General features: G+C 67.3%; 13 protein-coding genes. 12 read left to right on the top strand and 1 reads right to left on the bottom strand.

Translation table 11 applies throughout. The annotated features are described in order from the left end of the window. Positions 1–2: 2 nt before the first annotated feature. The 9 genes from GA0116996_RS26170 to GA0116996_RS26130 all read left to right on the top strand — a co-directional run bounded on the left by GA0116996_RS26170 (position 3) and on the right by GA0116996_RS26130 (position 14,005). On the top strand, positions 3–674 hold the full coding sequence (locus GA0116996_RS26170) for a type IV pilus inner membrane component PilO (RefSeq protein WP_092317567.1): 672 nt from the start codon (positions 3–5) through the stop codon (positions 672–674). Next, positions 671–1,219 (top strand): pilus assembly protein PilP, encoded by a 549-nt coding sequence (locus GA0116996_RS26165; protein WP_092317564.1) that lies wholly within the window; start codon positions 671–673, stop codon positions 1,217–1,219. The genes GA0116996_RS26170 and GA0116996_RS26165 overlap by 4 nt, the downstream gene beginning before the upstream one ends. Further along, entirely contained in the window at positions 1,216–3,351 is a 2,136-nt protein-coding gene (locus GA0116996_RS26160; RefSeq protein ID WP_092317561.1) for a type IV pilus secretin PilQ, read from the top strand. Before GA0116996_RS26165 ends, GA0116996_RS26160 begins: the two co-directional genes overlap by 4 nt. A 223-nt stretch (positions 3,352–3,574) precedes the next feature. Then, positions 3,575–4,255 (top strand): shikimate kinase, encoded by a 681-nt coding sequence (locus tag GA0116996_RS26155; RefSeq protein ID WP_407935343.1) that lies wholly within the window; start codon positions 3,575–3,577, stop codon positions 4,253–4,255. Next, a complete protein-coding gene (gene aroB / locus GA0116996_RS26150; protein ID WP_092317555.1) occupies positions 4,252–5,358 on the top strand; it encodes a 3-dehydroquinate synthase in 1,107 nt (368 codons plus the stop codon). The genes GA0116996_RS26155 and aroB overlap by 4 nt, the downstream gene beginning before the upstream one ends. Before the next feature lie 48 nt (positions 5,359–5,406). Next, a complete protein-coding gene (locus tag GA0116996_RS26145; RefSeq protein ID WP_092317552.1) occupies positions 5,407–6,549 on the top strand; it encodes a deoxyguanosinetriphosphate triphosphohydrolase in 1,143 nt (380 codons plus the stop codon). A gap of 55 nt (positions 6,550–6,604) precedes the next feature. Continuing rightward, on the top strand, positions 6,605–7,324 hold the full coding sequence (locus GA0116996_RS26140; protein WP_092317549.1) for a transposase: 720 nt from the start codon (positions 6,605–6,607) through the stop codon (positions 7,322–7,324). Positions 7,325–7,616: 292 nt separating this feature from the next. Further along, the gene (locus GA0116996_RS26135; RefSeq protein WP_181487077.1) at positions 7,617–12,413 is read left to right on the top strand and encodes a glutamate synthase-related protein; all 4,797 of its coding nucleotides are present in this window, start codon (positions 7,617–7,619) and stop codon (positions 12,411–12,413) included. A gap of 128 nt (positions 12,414–12,541) precedes the next feature. Further along, complete coding sequence (locus GA0116996_RS26130) at positions 12,542–14,005, top strand: glutamate synthase subunit beta (protein WP_092317546.1); 1,464 nt, start codon at positions 12,542–12,544, stop codon at positions 14,003–14,005. Positions 14,006–14,081: 76 nt separating this feature from the next. On the opposite strand, the gene GA0116996_RS26125 is transcribed toward GA0116996_RS26130, so the two are convergent. Continuing rightward, on the bottom strand, positions 14,082–14,621 hold the full coding sequence (locus GA0116996_RS26125) for a GNAT family N-acetyltransferase (RefSeq protein WP_092317662.1): 540 nt from the start codon (positions 14,619–14,621) through the stop codon (positions 14,082–14,084). A 231-nt stretch (positions 14,622–14,852) separates the two neighbouring features. On the opposite strand from GA0116996_RS26125, the gene GA0116996_RS26120 reads away from it, so the two are divergent. The 3 genes from GA0116996_RS26120 (at position 14,853) to mlaE (ending at position 17,725) form a co-directional block, all read left to right on the top strand. Then, complete coding sequence (locus GA0116996_RS26120) at positions 14,853–15,941, top strand: tripartite tricarboxylate transporter substrate binding protein (RefSeq protein WP_092317543.1); 1,089 nt, start codon at positions 14,853–14,855, stop codon at positions 15,939–15,941. Positions 15,942–16,118: 177 nt separating this feature from the next. Beyond that, positions 16,119–16,937, top strand: coding sequence for an ABC transporter ATP-binding protein (locus GA0116996_RS26115; RefSeq protein ID WP_092317540.1), 819 nt, complete (start codon positions 16,119–16,121; stop codon positions 16,935–16,937). Positions 16,938–16,945: 8 nt separating this feature from the next. Then, positions 16,946–17,725, top strand: coding sequence for a lipid asymmetry maintenance ABC transporter permease subunit MlaE (gene mlaE / locus GA0116996_RS26110; protein WP_092317659.1), 780 nt, complete (start codon positions 16,946–16,948; stop codon positions 17,723–17,725). Positions 17,726–17,748 lie beyond the last annotated feature (23 nt).

Here is a 17,748-nt window from a genome sequence, read left to right as displayed (position 1 = left end):
CCATGGCGCTCAATACCGAAATTAACCTGGCCGACCTGACCAGCCAGTTCCGCGGGCTCAACCTGAACGAGCCGGAGACCTGGCCGGCCGCGCCGCGCGTGCTGTTCGCGGTCCTGGCCGCGGCGGTGGTGCTGCTGCTGGGCTGGCAGTTCTACTGGAGCGCAAAGTTCGACGAACTCGAGCGCCAGCGCCAGGAGCAGGAAAACCTGAAGCAGGCGTACCAGTCCAAGGTGGCGCAGGTGGCCAACCTCGAGGCGCTGCGCGAGCAGAAGAAGCAGGTCGAGCAGCACGTGGCGTTGCTGGAGCGACAGCTGCCCAACAAGACGGAAATGGACGCGCTGCTGGCCGACGTCAACCATGCCGGCGTGGCGCGCGGGCTGCAGTTCGAGCTGTTCAAGCCGCAGGCGGCGGTGATCAAGCCCTACTTTGCCGAGATCCCGGTGAACCTGCGCGTGACCGGGCGTTATCACGAGGTGGCGCAGTTCAACGCCGACGTCGCGGCGCTGTCGCGGATCGTGTCGATGCAGAACCTGCAACTATCCAATACCAAGGACGGCGGGCTGTCGATGGAGGCGGTGGCGATGGCCTACCGCGCGCTCGACGCTGAAGAACAGGCGGCGCAACGCAAGGCCGCCGCGGCGGCAGCGGCCGCCAAGGCAGGAGGCGCGAAATGAGCCGCATCGTTCGATCCCGCGCCCAGGCATGGGCCGCGTCGCGGCGCACGCTGGCGGCGGCGCTGGCAATCGGCCTGCTGGGGGCCTGCGGCGCCAGCGATGAGGACGCGCTGCGCCAGTGGATGGAAGCCACCCGCAGTGCGCGTGCCAAGCCGCCCGAGCCCGTGCCCGATGCCCGGCCCTACGTGCCGCGCGAATATGCCGCGGCCAGTGCGCCCGAGCCGTTCGCGCAGGCCAAGATCGGTGAACTGAACAAGACGCTGGCGGATTCGCCCGAAGCCGGCCGGCGCCGCGAGCCGCTGGAGGACTATCCGCTAGAAAACTTCAAGATGCTCGGGATGATGAAGAAGCAGGGGGAAACCTTCGGCATCGTCCGTGTTGATAACAAGATCCACCATGTGAAGGTGGGTCAGTATCTCGGCCAGAGCTATGGCCGGGTGGTCCGCATCACCGATCAGGAGATCGTGCTGCGCGAATTGGTCCGGGAGGGGGTATCCGAGTGGAAAGAGAAAATGACCAGCCTGAAACTGGACGCGGCGGCATGACCCCCGCGCGCTGGTATCGTGCGCGCGCGGGCGCCGTGATGAGGACCATGGCCACGGCGCTGGCGCTATGGCTGGCGCTGGCCGCACCGGCTGCCCTGGCTCAGAGCAACCGGATCAAGTCGGTGGACGTCAGCACGACCGGGGAGCAGACCGTGCTCGTGGTCGAACTGGAACGGCCGCTGACGCAGAAGCCGGCGGACTTCACCACGCAGAACCCGGCCCGGCTCGCGATCGATTTTTTCGATACCGGCTTTGCCGAGCGGCGCGCGCAATATGAATACGGCGGCAAGCTGGTCAAGGCCGCCAATGTGATGCAGATCGGCGACCGTACGCGCCTGATCCTCGACCTGACGCGCAACGCCACCTATCGGACCGACCAGCGCGGCAATGTCTTCGTGGTGTCGCTCGATAACGTGGCGCCGGCGGCCAAGAACGCGGCGCCGACGTTCGCGCCGGCCGCGACGCCGCCTGGCGCCGCCGCGGGGCGGCCCTCGGTGCGCAATATCGACTTCCGCCGCGGGGCCGACGGTGCGGGACGCGTGGTGGTCGACCTGTCCTCGCGCGAGTCGGGCATCAATATCGCGCAACAGGGCAAGAACGTGGTGGTCGATTTCCTCGGCACCACGCTGCCGGAGAACCTGCGGCGGCACTTCGACGTCAGCGACTATGGCTCGCCGGTGCAGGGCATGCGCGCTTCCGACGCCAACGGCAACGCGCGCCTGACCATCGAGCCGCGCGGCAACTGGGAATACAGCTCGTACCAGACCGACACCCAGTTCGTGGTCGAGGTCCGTCCCGTCAAGGAAGACCCGACCAAGCTGATCAGCGGCCCGGGCTACCGCGGCGAGCGCCTGTCGCTGAACTTCCAGAACATCGACATCCGCTCGCTGCTGCAGGTGTTCGCCGACTTCACCAACCTGAACATCATCACCAGCGAAAGCGTGCAGGGCAACCTGACCCTGCGGCTCAAGGACGTGCCGTGGGACCAGGCGCTGCAGATCGTGATGGATGCGAAGGGGCTGGCCTCGCGCCGCAACGGCAATGTGCTGTGGGTGGCGCCCAAGGCCGAGCTGCAGACCAAGGAGAAGCTCGAGCTCGAGTCGCAGCAGCAGATCAACGACCTCGAGCCGATCCGCAGCCAGGTGTTCCAGCTCAATTACCAGCGCGCCGAGGACGTGCGCAGGATGCTGCTGGGCATGGGCGCCGGCGGTGGCGCAAGCGCCTCGATCGGCAGCGCGGGGGCGGCGGGCGCCAGCACGCGCATGCTTTCCAAGCGCGGTTCGCTGACCGCCGATGCGCGCACCAACCAGCTCTTTGTCTCGGATATCGCTTCCAAGCTGGAAGAGGTGCAGACCTTTATCGGCAAGATCGACATCCCCGTGCGCCAGGTCATCATCGAGGCGCGCATCGTCGAGGCCACCGACACCTTCAGCCGCAACCTGGGGGTCAAGCTGGGCTTTGCCGGGCAGTACAACAACGCCCGCGTCGGCAACACCTACAACAACGTGCTGCCGGGCTCGACCTCCGACAACGGCCCGTTCCTGAGCCTGCCGGCCGGGTCCATCAACGGCACCAACCCGGCCAATATCGCGGTGAGCCTGTTCAACAGCGCCGCCACGCGCTTCCTGGCGCTGGAGCTGTCGGCGCTGGAGGCGGACGGCAAGGGCAAGATCATCTCCAGCCCGCGCGTGGTCACGGCCAACAACATCAAGGCGCTGATCGAGCAGGGCACCGAACTGCCTTACCAGGCGGCCACGTCCAGCGGCGCCACCTCGGTGCAGTTCCGCAAGGCCAACCTGAAGCTCGAGGTGACGCCGCAGATCACGCCCGAAGGCAATGTGCTGCTCGACGTCGACGTGAACAAGGACAGCGTGGGCATACAGACTACCTCCGGCTTTGCCATCGACACCAAGCACGTGCAGACCCAGGTGCTGGTCGAGAACGGCGGCACCGTGGTGATCGGCGGCATCTACACCCAGACCGAGTCCACCGATGTCGACAAGGTGCCGCTGCTGGGCGATATCCCGGTGCTGGGCTACCTCTTCAAGAACAACGCCAAGGTCCGCAACCGGACCGAGCTGCTGGTGTTCCTGACCCCGCGCATCCTGAACGAAAGCGTATCGCTCAAGTAGGGCCGGGGCGCCGGATACAGTAGACTGGCAGGCCGCATCGACCGATGCGGCCTTTTTTTGCGCCGCGCGCCGCGAACCGCCGGGCCACGAATGCCTGCGCGACGGCAAGAAATGCGGTCTATGCCGCATTCGGCACTTGCCGGCCGCGCCACAACATAAGAAGATGATGCAGTTCCCAACCGGGGAGGACGGCCCGCATGCCGCGCTCCCGAACCACAGTCCCGTGACAGCCTCAGCGACAGGGCCGGCGGCGCAGCGCCAGGCGCCGGATCGGCGCGAAGCCGAACGATCCGGTGCCGACCGCCCGGAATCCGATCGACCCAACCTCTTTTTCGTCGGCCTGATGGGCGCCGGCAAGACCACCGTGGGCCGCACGGTGGCGCGGCGCCTGCACTATCCGTTTTTCGATTCCGACCATGAGCTGGAAGCGCACTGCGGCGTGCGCATCCCGGTGATCTTCGAACTCGAGGGCGAGGCCGGCTTCCGCGACCGCGAGGCCGCGATGATCCGCGAGCTGGCGCAGCGCCAGGGCATCGTGCTGGCCACCGGCGGCGGCGCGGTGCTGCGCGCCGAGAACCGCGAGGTGCTGAAGTCCCGCGGCACGGTCGTGTACCTGCGCGCCAGCCCGCACGACCTGTGGCTGCGCACCCGGCACGACCGCAACCGGCCGCTGCTGCAGACCGACGACCCCAAGGGCAAGCTCGAGGCCCTGTATGCCGAGCGCGATCCGCTGTACCGCGAAGTCGCCGACTTCATCATCGAAACCGGCAAGCCCTCGGTGGCGCAGCTTGCTAATATGGTGTTGATGCAACTTGAAATGGCCGGTTTCCGGATCGATCCCCCGCAGCCGGCGTCCCCGCCCGCGGGCGATGACGGGCCGCCGGCGCAGGACCCCAATCCATGATTACCCTTGAAGTCGACCTGGGCGAGCGCAGCTACCCCATCCATATCGGCACCGGCCTGCTCGACGACGCCGAGCTGCTGCGCCCGCACGTGCGCGGCCAGCACGCCGTCATCGTCACCAACGAAACCGTCGGGCCGCTCTATGCGGCGCGTGTCGAGGCCGCGCTGGCGGCGCTGGGCAAGACCGTGCGCACCGTCACGCTGCCCGACGGCGAGGCCTTCAAGCACTGGGAAACGCTGAACCGCATCTTCGACGCGCTGCTGCAGGCCGGTGCCGACCGCAAGACCACGCTGGTGGCGCTGGGCGGCGGCGTGGTCGGCGACATGACCGGGTTTGCCGCCGCCTGCTACATGCGCGGCGTGCCGTTCATCCAGATGCCGACCACGCTGCTGGCGCAGGTGGATTCGTCGGTAGGCGGCAAGACCGGCATCAACCACCCGCTCGGCAAGAACATGATCGGCGCGTTCCACCAGCCCAACGCGGTGATCGCCGACATCGACACGCTGCGCACGCTGCCGCCGCGCGAACTGGCCGCGGGCATGGCCGAGGTGATCAAGCACGGCGCCATTGCGGACGCCGATTACTTCGGCTGGATCGAGCGCAACATCCAGGCGCTGAACGCCTGCGACCCGGAGCTGATGGCGGTTGCCGTGCAGCGCTCGTGCGAGATCAAGGCGGGCGTGGTGGCGCAGGACGAGCGCGAGGGCGGACTGCGTGCCATCCTCAATTTCGGCCATACCTTCGGCCATGCGATCGAGGCCGGCATGGGCTACGGCGCCTGGCTGCACGGCGAAGCGGTGGGATGCGGCATGGTGATGGCCGCGGACCTGTCGCACCGGCTCGGCTTTATCGATATCGAGACGCTGGCGCGCGTGCGCACCCTCACGCAGGCGGCGATGCTGCCGGTGGTGGCGCCGGAACTGGGCGCCGACCGCTATATCGAACTGATGAAGGTCGACAAGAAGGCCGAGGCCGGCAGCATCAAGTTCATCCTGCTGAAGAAGCTCGGCGAGGCGTTCATCACCAGCGTGCCGGACGCGGATCTGCGCGCGACGCTGGCCCACGCCGTCCTGAAACCTCCCACCGAGGCGCCGGTCGCCTGACCGATCGGTTATGCCTCGCCAACCCGCCCCAGCCACCGGACGCGCTGCATGACCGACTTTGAAAGCCACCTCGCCCCGTACGCCGCCCGCTCCGCGCAGACGCGCGGGCGCGTGCACGCCGAACCCGCGTCGCTGTCGCGCAGCGAATTCCAGCGCGACCGCGACCGCGTGATCCACAGCACGGCGTTCCGGCGGCTCGAGTACAAGACCCAGGTCTTCGTCAACCACGAGGGCGACCTGTTCCGCACGCGCCTGACGCACAGCCTGGAGGTGGCACAGATCGCCCGCTCGATCGCGCGCAACCTGCGCCTGAACGAGGACCTGGTCGAGGCGATCTCGCTGGCGCACGACCTGGGCCACACGCCCTTCGGCCACGCCGGGCAGGACGCGCTGAACCAGTGCATGAAGAACCACGGCGGCTTCGAGCACAACCTGCAGAGCCTGCTGGTGGTGGACGAGCTGGAAGAGCGCTACGGCGGCTTCAATGGCCTGAACCTGACCTTCGAGACGCGCGAGGGCATCCTCAAGCATTGCTCGCGCGTCAACGCCTCGGCGCTGGGCGAACTGGGCCGGCGCTTCCTGGAGGGCACGCAACCGTCGCTGGAGGCCCAGCTGGCCAACCTTGCCGACGAGATCGCCTACAACAACCACGATATCGACGACGGCCTGCGCTCCGGTCTGCTGACGCTGGAGCAGCTCGACGAGGTGCCGATGTGGGGCCGCCACCGGGCCGAGGTGGCCGAGGCCTTCCCCGGCATCAATGGCCGGCGCGCCATCAACGAGACGGTCCGGCGCATGATCAACACGCTGATCGTCGACCTGATAGAAACCACCAGCCGCAATATCGCCGACACCAACCCGCGCAATATCGACGCGGTGAGGGCGGCCGGGCCGCTGGTCGGCTTCAGTGCGCAGATCCACGAGGAAGCCGCCGCGCTCAAGCGCTTCCTGTTCCGGCACTTGTACCGGCACTACCTGGTGATGCGGATGTCGGCCAAGGCCCAGCGCATCGTCGGCGACCTGTTCCAGGCCTTCATGTCCGACCCGCGCCTGCTGCCGCCGCAGTACCAGGCCAGCCATGGCGGCGACCAGTCGCGGCTGATCGCCCATTACATTGCCGGCATGACCGACCGCTACGCCATCCGCGAGCACCGCCGCATCTTCGCTGTCAGCGAGGGTACCGCCCCCTGAAAATTAGGGACGGATCAGGCTATGATGCGGGCATCGCAGCCCGCACGACCCTGTCATGGCCCGCCTTCCCCGTTTTTCCCCCACCGGACTGCCCGCGCTGGTGTTGCAGCGCGGCAACAACCGCCAGCCCGTGTTCCTGGGCACCGACGACTACCTGCATTACCTGGATTGCCTGCGCATGGCGGCGCGCGAGCACGACCTCGCCATCCATGCCTATGCGCTGCGGCCCAACCACGTGCACCTGGTGGCAACGCCGAAAAGTGAGGACGCGCTTAGCCTGACCATGCAGGCGGTCGGGCGCCGCTACGCGCGCTACTTCAATCGCGTGGCGGGCCGCACCGGCACCCTGTGGGAGGGGCGCTTCCGCTCCGCCGTGTTCGATCCGGCCCAGTGGCTGCTGCCGGCCATGCTGTACGTGGAGGGCAACGCGGTGCGCGCGGGCGAGGTCAATACCCCCGAAGCCGACCGCTGGAGCAGCTACCGCCACCACGCCGGCATCGAGGCCAGTCCCTTTGTCAGCGACCACGCCGCCTACTGGGAGCTGGGCAATACCCCGTTCGAGCGGCAATCGAACTACCGCATGCTCAGCGCCGAAGGCCTGTCGGGCAAGACGCTGGACACCTTGCGCGCCCATGCGCATAGCGGCTGGCCGCTTGGAGGCGACGCGTTCCTGGCGCAGCTGGAGAGACATGGCTCACGGCGCGTCCAGCCGTTGCCGAAGGGTCGCCCCAAAAAGGTGCAAAAAGAGCCTGGGAATACGGCGAAAACGCCATAAATTTAATGTGTCCCCGTTTAATTCATTCACCGAAACGGTGCGCGTTTTAATGTTATCAGACCCCATTTAATTTTTTTGCGAGGCGCAGGCGATTCCCATATAGTTGCTCCACCCACAGTCATTGTGCGGCGCGTCACGCTCGTGTACGCCGCTGCGGCCCGCAGACAGCTTCGTCCCCATTTCCCTTCCCGCCGGTCCACCGGTTTGGGTGGATTTAAAGAAAGCGCGCGGTCCCCGTTCCGGTAGTCCAGCAATTCGCGCAGCCATCACCGGAATTCAGCCCGTGGACCAAATGAAGAACCTTTCGGCCCAAGCGCAGACCAGCGAGCAAATCAGCGAGTCTTCCTCCGCCCTCGACCTGCGTCCGCAGGCGCAAGGCATGTACGACCCGAGCAACGAGCATGACGCCTGCGGCGTCGGCATGGTCGCGCATATCAAGGGCAAGAAGTCGCACGAGATCATTTCCCAGGGCCTGAAGATCCTGGAGAACCTGGACCACCGCGGCGCCGTCGGCGCCGACCCGCTGATGGGCGACGGTGCCGGCATCCTGATTCAGATCCCCGACCAGTTCTACCGCGAAGAAATGGCGGCGCAGGGCGTGAGCCTGCCGCCCGCCGGCGAGTACGGCGTGGGCATGATCTTCCTGCCGAAGGAACACGCCTCGCGCCTGGCCTGCGAGCAGGAACTGGAGCGCACGGTCCGCCTGGAAGGCCAGGTCGTGCTGGGCTGGCGCGACGTGCCGGTCGACGCCGCCATGCCGATGTCCCCCACGGTGCGCAAGACCGAGCCGGTGATCCGCCAGATCTTCATCGGTCGCGGCCGCGACATCATGACTACGGACGCGCTGGAACGTAAGCTCTACGTCATCCGCAAGACCGCCAGCCACGCCATCCAGGCGCTCAAGCTCAAGCACGGCAAGGAATACTTCGTGCCGTCGATGTCGGCCCGTACCGTGGTGTACAAGGGCCTGCTGCTGGCCAACCAGGTCGGCGAGTACTACCTGGACCTGCAGGACCAGCGCGCCGTGTCGGCCCTGGCCCTGGTGCACCAACGCTTCTCGACCAACACCTTCCCGGCCTGGGAACTGGCCCACCCGTACCGCATGGTCGCCCACAACGGCGAAATCAACACGGTCAAGGGCAACGTCAACTGGATCAACGCACGTACCGGCGCGATCTCCTCGCCGGTGCTGGGCGACGACCTGCCCAAGCTGTGGCCGCTGATCTACCCGGGCCAGTCCGACACGGCATCGTTCGACAACTGCCTCGAACTGCTGACGATGGCCGGCTACCCGCTCGTCCACGCGATGATGATGATGATCCCGGAAGCGTGGGAACAGCACACGCTGATGGACGACAACCGTCGCGCGTTCTACGAATACCACGCCGCCATGATGGAGCCGTGGGACGGCCCGGCCGCGATCTGCTTTACCGATGGCCGCCAGATCGGCGCCACGCTGGACCGCAATGGCCTGCGCCCGGCACGTTTTTACGTGACCGAGGACGACGTCGTGGTGCTGGCCTCGGAAGCCGGCGTGCTGCCGTTCCCCGAGTCGCGCGTGGTGCAGAAGTGGCGCCTGCAGCCGGGCAAGATGTTCCTGATCGACATGGAGCAGGGCCGCATCATCGACGACAAGGAGCTCAAGGACAACCTGGCCAACGCCAAGCCGTACAAGAGCTGGATCGATGCCGTGCGCATCAAGCTGGACGAGATCGATGCCAAGCCGGAAGACGTCGCCGCCGAGAAGAAGCCCGTGGCCAAGCTGCTGGACCGCCAGCAGGCGTTCGGCTACACCCAGGAAGACGTCAAGTTCCTGATGGCGCCGATGGCGCTGGCCGGGGAGGAAGCCACCGGCTCGATGGGCAACGACTCGCCGCTGGCGATCCTGTCGTCGAAAAACAAGACGCTGTACCACTACTTCAAGCAGCTGTTCGCCCAGGTCACCAACCCGCCGATCGACCCGATCCGCGAGAACATGGTGATGTCGCTGGTGTCGTTCATCGGCCCGAAGCCGAACCTGCTCGAGCTGAACAACATCAACCCGCCGATGCGTCTCGAAGTGTCCCAGCCCGTGCTGGACTTCAAGGACATCGCCAAGATCCGCAACATCGAGCACTACACCGGCGGCAAGTTCCGTTCGTACGAACTGAACATCTGCTACCCGACCGCATGGGGCAAGGAAGGCATCGAAGCGCGCCTGGCCTCGCTGTGCGCCGAAGCCGTGGACGCGGTTCGTTCGGGCTACAACATCCTGATCGTGACCGACCGCCCGGTCGATGCCGACCATGTCGCCATCCCGGCGCTGCTGGCCACGTCTGCCATCCACCACCACCTGGTGGAGAAGGGGCTGCGCACGTCGACCGGCCTGGTGGTCGAGACCGGCACCGCGCGTGAAGTGCACCACTTCGCGCTGCTGGCCGGCTACGGGGCCGAAGCCGTGCACCCGTATCTGGCGATGGAAACCCTGGCCGACATGGCCAGCGGCCTGTCGGGCGACCTGTCGCCGGAAAAGGCGGTCAAGAACTTCGTCAAGGCGATCGGCAAGGGCCTGTTCAAGGTGATGTCCAAGATGGGCATCTCGACCTACATGTCGTACACCGGCGCGCAGATCTTCGAGGCCATCGGCCTGTCGCGCGAGCTGGTGCAGAAGTACTTCCACGGCACGCCGTCGAACGTCGAGGGCATCGGCATCTTCGAGGTCGCCGAGGAAGCGCTGCGCCTGCACACGGATGCGTTCGGCAACAGCCCGGTGCTGGAGAACATGCTCGACGCCGGCGGCGAGTACGCCTTCCGCATCCGCGGCGAAGAGCACATGTGGACCCCGGACTCGATCGCCAAGCTGCAGCACTCGGTGCGCGCCGACGACGGCAAGGGCGCGTACCAGACGTACAAGGAATACGCCAACATCATCAACGACCAGAGCAAGCGCCACATGACGCTGCGCGGCCTGTTCGAGTTCAAGGTCGATCCGGCCAAGGCGATTCCGCTGGAAGAAGTCGAACCGGCCAAGGAGATCGTCAAGCGCTTCGCCACCGGCGCGATGTCGCTCGGCTCGATCTCGACCGAGGCCCACACCACGCTGGCGCTGGCGATGAACCGCATCGGCGGCAAGTCCAACACCGGCGAAGGCGGCGAGGACGAGAAGCGCTACCGCAACGAACTGCGCGGCATCCCCATCAAGCAGGGCGATACCCTGAAGGGCGTGCTGGGCGACGGCGTGATCGAGAAGGACCTGGAACTGCAGGCCGGCGACTCGCTGCGCTCGAAGATCAAGCAGGTGGCGTCGGGCCGTTTCGGCGTGACCGCCGAATACCTGGCCTCGGCCGACCAGATCCAGATCAAGATGGCGCAGGGCGCCAAGCCTGGCGAAGGCGGCCAGCTGCCGGGCCACAAGGTCTCGGACTACATCGGCAAGCTGCGTTACTCGGTGCCGGGCGTGGGCCTGATCTCGCCGCCCCCGCACCACGACATCTACTCGATCGAGGATCTGGCGCAGCTGATCCACGACCTGAAGAACGTCAACCCGTCGTCGGATATTTCGGTCAAGCTGGTGTCCGAAGTGGGCGTCGGCACCGTGGCCGCGGGCGTGTCCAAGGCCAAGGCCGACCACGTCGTGATCGCCGGCCATGACGGCGGTACCGGCGCCTCGCCGTGGTCGTCGATCAAGCATGCCGGCACGCCGTGGGAACTGGGCCTGGCCGAGACCCAGCAGACGCTGCTGCTCAACGGCCTGCGCAACCGCATCCGCGTGCAGGCCGACGGCCAGATGAAGACCGGCCGCGACGTCGTCATCGGCGCGCTGCTTGGCGCCGACGAGTTCGGCTTCGCCACGGCGCCGCTGGTTGCCGAGGGCTGCATCATGATGCGCAAGTGCCACCTCAACACCTGCCCGGTGGGCGTGGCCACGCAGGATCCGCAGCTGCGCAAGAAGTTCCAGGGCAAGCCGGAGCACGTGGTCAACTTCTTCTTCTTCGTTGCCGAAGAAGCGCGCGAGATCATGGCCCAGCTGGGCATCCGCACCTTCGACGAGCTGATCGGCCGCGCCGACCTGCTCGACACCAAGGCCGGCATCGAACACTGGAAGGCGCGCGGCCTGGACTTCAGCCGCATCTTCCACCAGGTGTCGCTGGGCGCGGACGTGCCGCTGTACCACACCGACGTGCAGGACCACGGCCTGTCGGCCGAGGCTGGCAAGGCGCTCGACCACGTGCTGATCGCCAAGGCCCGTCCGGCGATCGAGAAGGGCGAGCGTGTTTCGTTCATCCAGCCGGTCAAGAACGTCAACCGTACCGTCGGCGCGATGCTGTCGGGCGTGGTGGCCAAGCAGTACGGCCACGAAGGCCTGCCTGACGACACCATCCACATCCAGCTGCAGGGCACCGCCGGCCAGTCGTTCGGCGCGTTCCTGGCGCACGGCATCACGCTGGACCTCGTCGGCGACGGCAACGATTACGTCGGCAAGGGCCTGTCGGGCGGGCGCGTGATCGTGCGCGCCCCGCATGAGTTCCGCGGCGATCCGACCCGCAACATCATCGTCGGCAACACCGTGCTGTACGGTGCCATCGCCGGCGAAGCGTTCTTCAACGGCGTGGCCGGCGAGCGCTTCGCGGTGCGCAACTCGGGCGCCGTGGCAGTGGTGGAAGGTACCGGCGACCACGGTTGCGAATACATGACCGGCGGCACGGTGGTAGTGCTGGGCGGCACCGGGCGCAACTTCGCGGCCGGCATGTCGGGCGGCGTGGCCTACGTCTACGACGAGGACGGCCTGTTCGACAAGCGCTGCAACACCTCGATGGTGGCGCTGGAAGCGGTGCTGGCCTCGGCCGACCAGGAGAAGGGCCAGCCCCAGGCTTCGTGGCACAAGGTCGACGGCAAGCGCGTGCTGGATGAAGTCATCCTGCGCAACCTGATCGAGCAGCACTTCCGCTACACCGGTTCCGAGCGCGCCAAGGCGCTGCTGGCCGACTGGACCACGGCACGCCGCAAGTTCGTCAAGGTCTTCCCGACCGAGTACAAGCGCGCGCTGGGCGAGATGTACGCCAAGGAACAGGCCGCCCGCGACAGCGACCGCGAAGCCATCGCGGCCTGAGCGAGACGAGCGCAGCAAACCAACGTAGCGAAGGGCCGCGGCAAGCCGCCGCGGCCCCGACAAGATACTGACCCCACCGCAGGGCCGGCGACGCCGCCGGTCCCGCGCAGCATGACCAAGGACGCAACATGGGTAAGGCGACTGGCTTTCTCGAATTTCCGCGCCAGAATGAGGGCTACGAACCGGTAGTCAAGCGCGTGAAGCACTACAAGGAATTCGTGTTCGCGCTGTCCGACAGCGAAGCGAAGCTCCAGGGTGCGCGCTGCATGGACTGCGGCATCCCGTTCTGCAACAACGGCTGCCCGGTCAACAACATCATCCCCGACTTCAACGACCTGGTGTACCGCCAGGACTGGAAGTCGGCGATCGAGGTGCTGCACCAGACCAACAACTTCCCCGAGTTCACCGGCCGCATCTGCCCGGCACCGTGCGAGGCCGCGTGCACGCTGGGCATCAACGAACTGCCGGTGGGCATCAAGTCGCTCGAGCACGCCATCATCGACAAGGCCTGGGAAGAGGGCTGGGTCAAGCCGCAGCTGCCGCGCCACAAGACCGGCAAGACCGTCGCCGTGGTCGGCTCCGGCCCCGCCGGCATGGCGGCAGCGCAGCAGCTGGCACGCGCCGGCCATGACGTGACCGTGTTCGAGAAGAACGACCGCATCGGCGGCCTGCTGCGCTACGGCATCCCCGACTTCAAGATGGAGAAGTCGCTGATCGACCGCCGCATGGAACAGATGCAGGCCGAAGGCGTGACCTTCCGCGCCGGCGTGATGGTGACCGACGGCGAACTGCCGGCCGGCATCAAGAACTATGCGCGCGAAACCATCTCGGCCCAGGCCCTGATGGAGCAGTTCGACGCGGTGGTGCTGGCCGGCGGCTCGGAAGTGCCGCGCGACCTGCCGGTGCCGGGCCGCGACCTGGCAGGCATCCACTTCGCGCTGGAATTCCTGATCCCGCAGAACAAGGAAGTGGCCGGCGACGGCGCCAACGAGATCCGCGCCGAGGGCAAGAACGTGATCGTGATCGGTGGCGGCGATACCGGCTCCGACTGCGTCGGCACCTCCAACCGTCACGGCGCCACCTCGGTGACCCAGTTCGAGCTGCTGCCGCAGCCGCCGGAAGAAGAGAACAAGCCGCTGGTGTGGCCGTACTGGCCGATCAAGCTGCGCACCTCGTCGTCGCACGACGAAGGCTGCGAGCGCGACTGGTCGGTCGCCACCAAGGAATTCATCGGCGAGAACGGCAAGGTCACCGCACTGAAGGCCTGCCGCGTCGAATGGAAGGACGGCCGCATGCAGGAAGTCGAAGGCAGCGAGTTCATCCTGCCGGCCGACCTGGTGCTGCTGGCAATGGGCTTTACCAACCCGGTGGGCTCGATGCTGGAGGCCTTCGGCGTCGATACCGACGCGCGCAAGAACGCCAAGGCCTCGACCGAAGGCGAGCGTGCCTATCACACCAACGTGCCCAAGGTGTTCGCCGCCGGCGACGTGCGCCGCGGCCAGTCGCTGGTGGTGTGGGCGATCCGCGAAGGCCGCCAGGCCGCGCGCTCGGTCGATGCGTTCCTGATGGGGCATAGCGACCTGCCGCGCTGATCCGGCGTCCGCGCCGCGATAAAAAGCCCGCCTGGCGCAAGCCGGCGGGTTTTTTTTGTCTGTGCGATGGCGGCGTTCAGCCGGCCAGCGTTCGCTCCATCAGCACCGCGCTGGCGCCGTATGCGGCCAGCTTGCCGGCGTGCCGCGCGGCCGTTTGCGCCGGCGCCGGGGCGTACCCGAGCCTGCGCCACCACGGCGCCGCGGACTGCACCGCGATCAGCCGCGAGCGCCGCAGCCCGGCGGCGTGCGCCGCCGCCCGCGCCACCGCGTACAGGCGCGGCGCCAGCCCGGCGCCGCGGCCGGCGGGCGCCACGGCCATGTCGTGCACGAACCAGGTCAGGGTGTCCGGGGCGGCATGCTGGCGCCAGCCATCGTCGAGCACACCATCCAGCGGCGGCAGGCTGTCTTCGGGCCAGGCGTGGGTGAACAGGTAGGCGGCGAGGGTGCCGCGCTGCGCGGGCTCGTGCGCGACCCAGCAGGTGCTCGGCGACAGCGCCAGCCGGCTGGCCAGCGCTGACTCGCCTTCGAGCAGACCCCCGGAATAGCAGCTGGCCTGCACCGCCAGCACGGCCGGCAGGTCGGACAAGACCATGGGCCGCACGGTGAAATTCGTCATCGGCGGATTATAGCCGCGCCCCTCGTCGCCCCTCACGGCGCTCCTCGCCAGGGCGCATTTGGCAAGGCGCAGCAAGGCCTTCAGGGTTCTCCCGGCTATGGTTTACGTGCCTGTGGCGGCCCGGGCATAGTCCTTACAATTTTCAAAAACAAATAACGGAAACTGCCTCGCCAATCCTTTTTCCCCAGAACCAGTTTGCCGTCTCCTCAGGAGACGGGCCGGAGGAAAACGATGTCCGAAGTGCGCAATTTGTCGCGGCTTTGGCGAGGTAAAGCGAAAATCGCGCCGCGCCTGCCCGCGGCCGCTGCCCGGCGCTGGCTCCCGCCCGCGCTGTGCCTGGTCGCCCTGGGATGCGCCACGCTGGCGTTCGCCGTGCCGGCCAGGCCCGCGCTTGCCGGCACCCAGCCGCTTGCGCGCAGCATGTCGTTCCCGGATCGCCCGATGCGCCTGATCGTGCCGTTCCCGGCCGGCGGCGTCGCCGACGCCGTGGCGCGGATGCTGGCCGAGCGCCTGTCGGCCAGGCTCGGCGTGCCGGTCGAGGTCGACAACCGTCCCGGCAGCGCCGGCACCATCGCCGGCGATGTCGTCGCCAAGGCCAGCTCCGACGGCCACACGCTGCTGTTCCACCAGGCCAACATGCTGATCCAGCCAGGGCTGGAGCCGGTGCCCTACGACGTCGTGCGCGATTTCACGCCGGTGGCGCGCGTGGCCACCACGCCGCTGTTCCTGGTGATCGACGCCCGGCTGCCGATGCGCACGCCGGAGCAATGGATGACGGCGGTCAGATCGAGTCCCGGTTCCTACAGCTACGGCTACGGACAACCCGGCAGCCCGTCGCACCTGTACGCCGAGTACGCGGTGCGCGGCCTGCGCGGCGGCGTGCCGTTGGTCACCGGCAAGGGCGAGGCCGCGGTGGTGCAGGAGATGCTGGCCGGCCGCATCAGCGCCTGCTTCTGTTCGTTCGCGGCGGTCCAGAGCCAGGTCAAGAGCGGCGGGCTGCGGCTGGTCGGCGTGACCGGCGTGGCGCGTTCCCCGCTGGCGCCGCTGGTGCCGACGCTGCAGGAATCCGGGCAGGACGGCTATGCCGCGGCGGCCTGGTTTGGCGTGATGGCGCCGGCCAAGACGCCGCGCGCCATCGTGGCGCGGCTGGCCGGCGAGCTCGACGGCGTGATGGCCGAGCGCGAGGTGCGCTCGCGCCTTCAGGCCGCCGGCCTGACGCCGCTGCGCGACTCGCCGGAGGCGTTTGCCACCGCGATCCGCTCGGAATCGATCCAATGGCAGGTCATCCTGAAGGACGTGCCGATCGCGCAGGAGCCCTGAGCGGCACTGCGGCGTGGCGGGACACTGGCCGGTTTCCAGCGGAAACCGGCCAGATTGCCTGGCGGGCAGGAGAATCCTGACGCATACAGGCACGCTTCATGTGGCGCGGGACACACGGGTGCCAGCAGGGCTAGGTAGTACACCTTATAATGCGCCCCTGTCCCGACCGGTGCCAACGTGACCGATTCTCCTCAAAACCTTGTCGAACTGACTGCGGTGGATTTCGCCTACGCGGACCACGGCAAGCCGATCCTGTCCGGCCTGACCATGCAATTCCCGCGCGGGAAGGTGATCGCGGTGATGGGCGGCTCGGGCTGCGGCAAGACCACGGTGCTGCGGCTGATCGGCGGTCAGGTGCGGCCGCAGGCGGGTGCGGTGCGCTTCGCCGGCACGGACATCCACCAGCTCGACACCACCGGCCTGTACGCCGTGCGTCGCCAGATGGGCATGCTGTTCCAGTTCGGGGCACTGTTTACCGACCTGTCGGTGTTCGACAATGTCGCGTTCCCGCTGCGCGAGCACACCGACCTGCCCGAGTCGATGATCCGCGACCTGGTGCTGATGAAGCTCAACGCGGTCGGCCTGCGCGGCGCGCGCGACCTGATGCCGTCGCAGATCTCCGGCGGCATGGCGCGGCGCGTGGCGCTGGCGCGCGCGATCGCACTGGATCCGGCGCTGCTGATGTATGACGAGCCCTTCGCCGGCCTGGATCCGATCTCGCTGGGCCTGACCGCGCGGCTGATCCGCAGCCTCAACGACGCGCTCGGCGCCACCACCATCATCGTGTCGCACGACGTGCACGAGACCTTCCAGATCGCCGACTACGTCTATTTCATTGCCGACGGGCGCATCGCTGCCGAAGGCACGCCCGAGGCCCTGCGCGCCTCCACCGATCCATTCGTGCATCAATTTGTCCATGCCGAGGCCGATGGCCCGGTGCCGTTCCACTACGCCGGACCGTCGCTGGCCGAGGATTTCGTCGGGGGCGCGCGATGACCGGCTTCCTGGCAGGTTTTTTCAGCGCCATCGGCGCAGCCGTGCGCCGCAGCATTTCCGGGCTGGGCCACGCCACGCGCATGTTCCTGAGCGTGCTGGCGCTGTCCCCGGCACTGCTGCGCCGCTTCCGGCTGGTGACCGACCAGGTCTTCTTTGTCGGCAATTTGTCGCTGGTGATCATCGCGGTCTCGGGCCTGTTCGTCGGCTTCGTGCTCGGGCTGCAGGGCTACTACACGCTCAACCGCTACGGCTCCGAGCAGGCGCTGGGGCTGCTGGTGGCGCTGTCGCTGGTGCGTGAACTGGGCCCGGTGGTGACCGCGCTGCTGTTCGCCGGCCGCGCCGGCACCTCGCTGACCGCCGAGATCGGGCTGATGAAGGCGGGCGAGCAGCTCACGGCGATGGAAATGATGGCGGTGAATCCGCTGCAGCGCGTGGTAGCGCCACGCTTCTGGGCGGGTGTGATCGCCATGCCGGTGCTGGCCGCGATCTTCAGCGCGGTGGGCATCCTGGGCGGCTACGTGGTCGGGGTGCAGCTGATCGGCGTCGACGCCGGTGCCTTCTGGTCGCAGATGCAGGGCGGCGTCGATGTGCGCGCCGACGTGCTCAATGGCGTCATCAAGAGCTTTATCTTTGGCATCGCGGTGACGTTCATTGCGCTGTACCAGGGGTTCGAGGCCAAGCCCACGCCGGAAGGCGTCTCGCGTGCGACCACCCGTACCGTGGTAATCGCGTCGCTGGCGGTGCTGGGGCTGGATTTCCTGCTGACGGCGCTGATGTTCAGCAACTGAGGCGGGCGCCCGCGACAATCATG

It is taken from the genome of Cupriavidus alkaliphilus (assembly GCF_900094595.1).
In the GTDB taxonomy this organism is placed as follows: domain Bacteria; phylum Pseudomonadota; class Gammaproteobacteria; order Burkholderiales; family Burkholderiaceae; genus Cupriavidus; species Cupriavidus alkaliphilus.
Note: the sequence above shows the minus strand (reverse complement) of the source record. Positions and strands in the feature narration are given on the sequence as shown.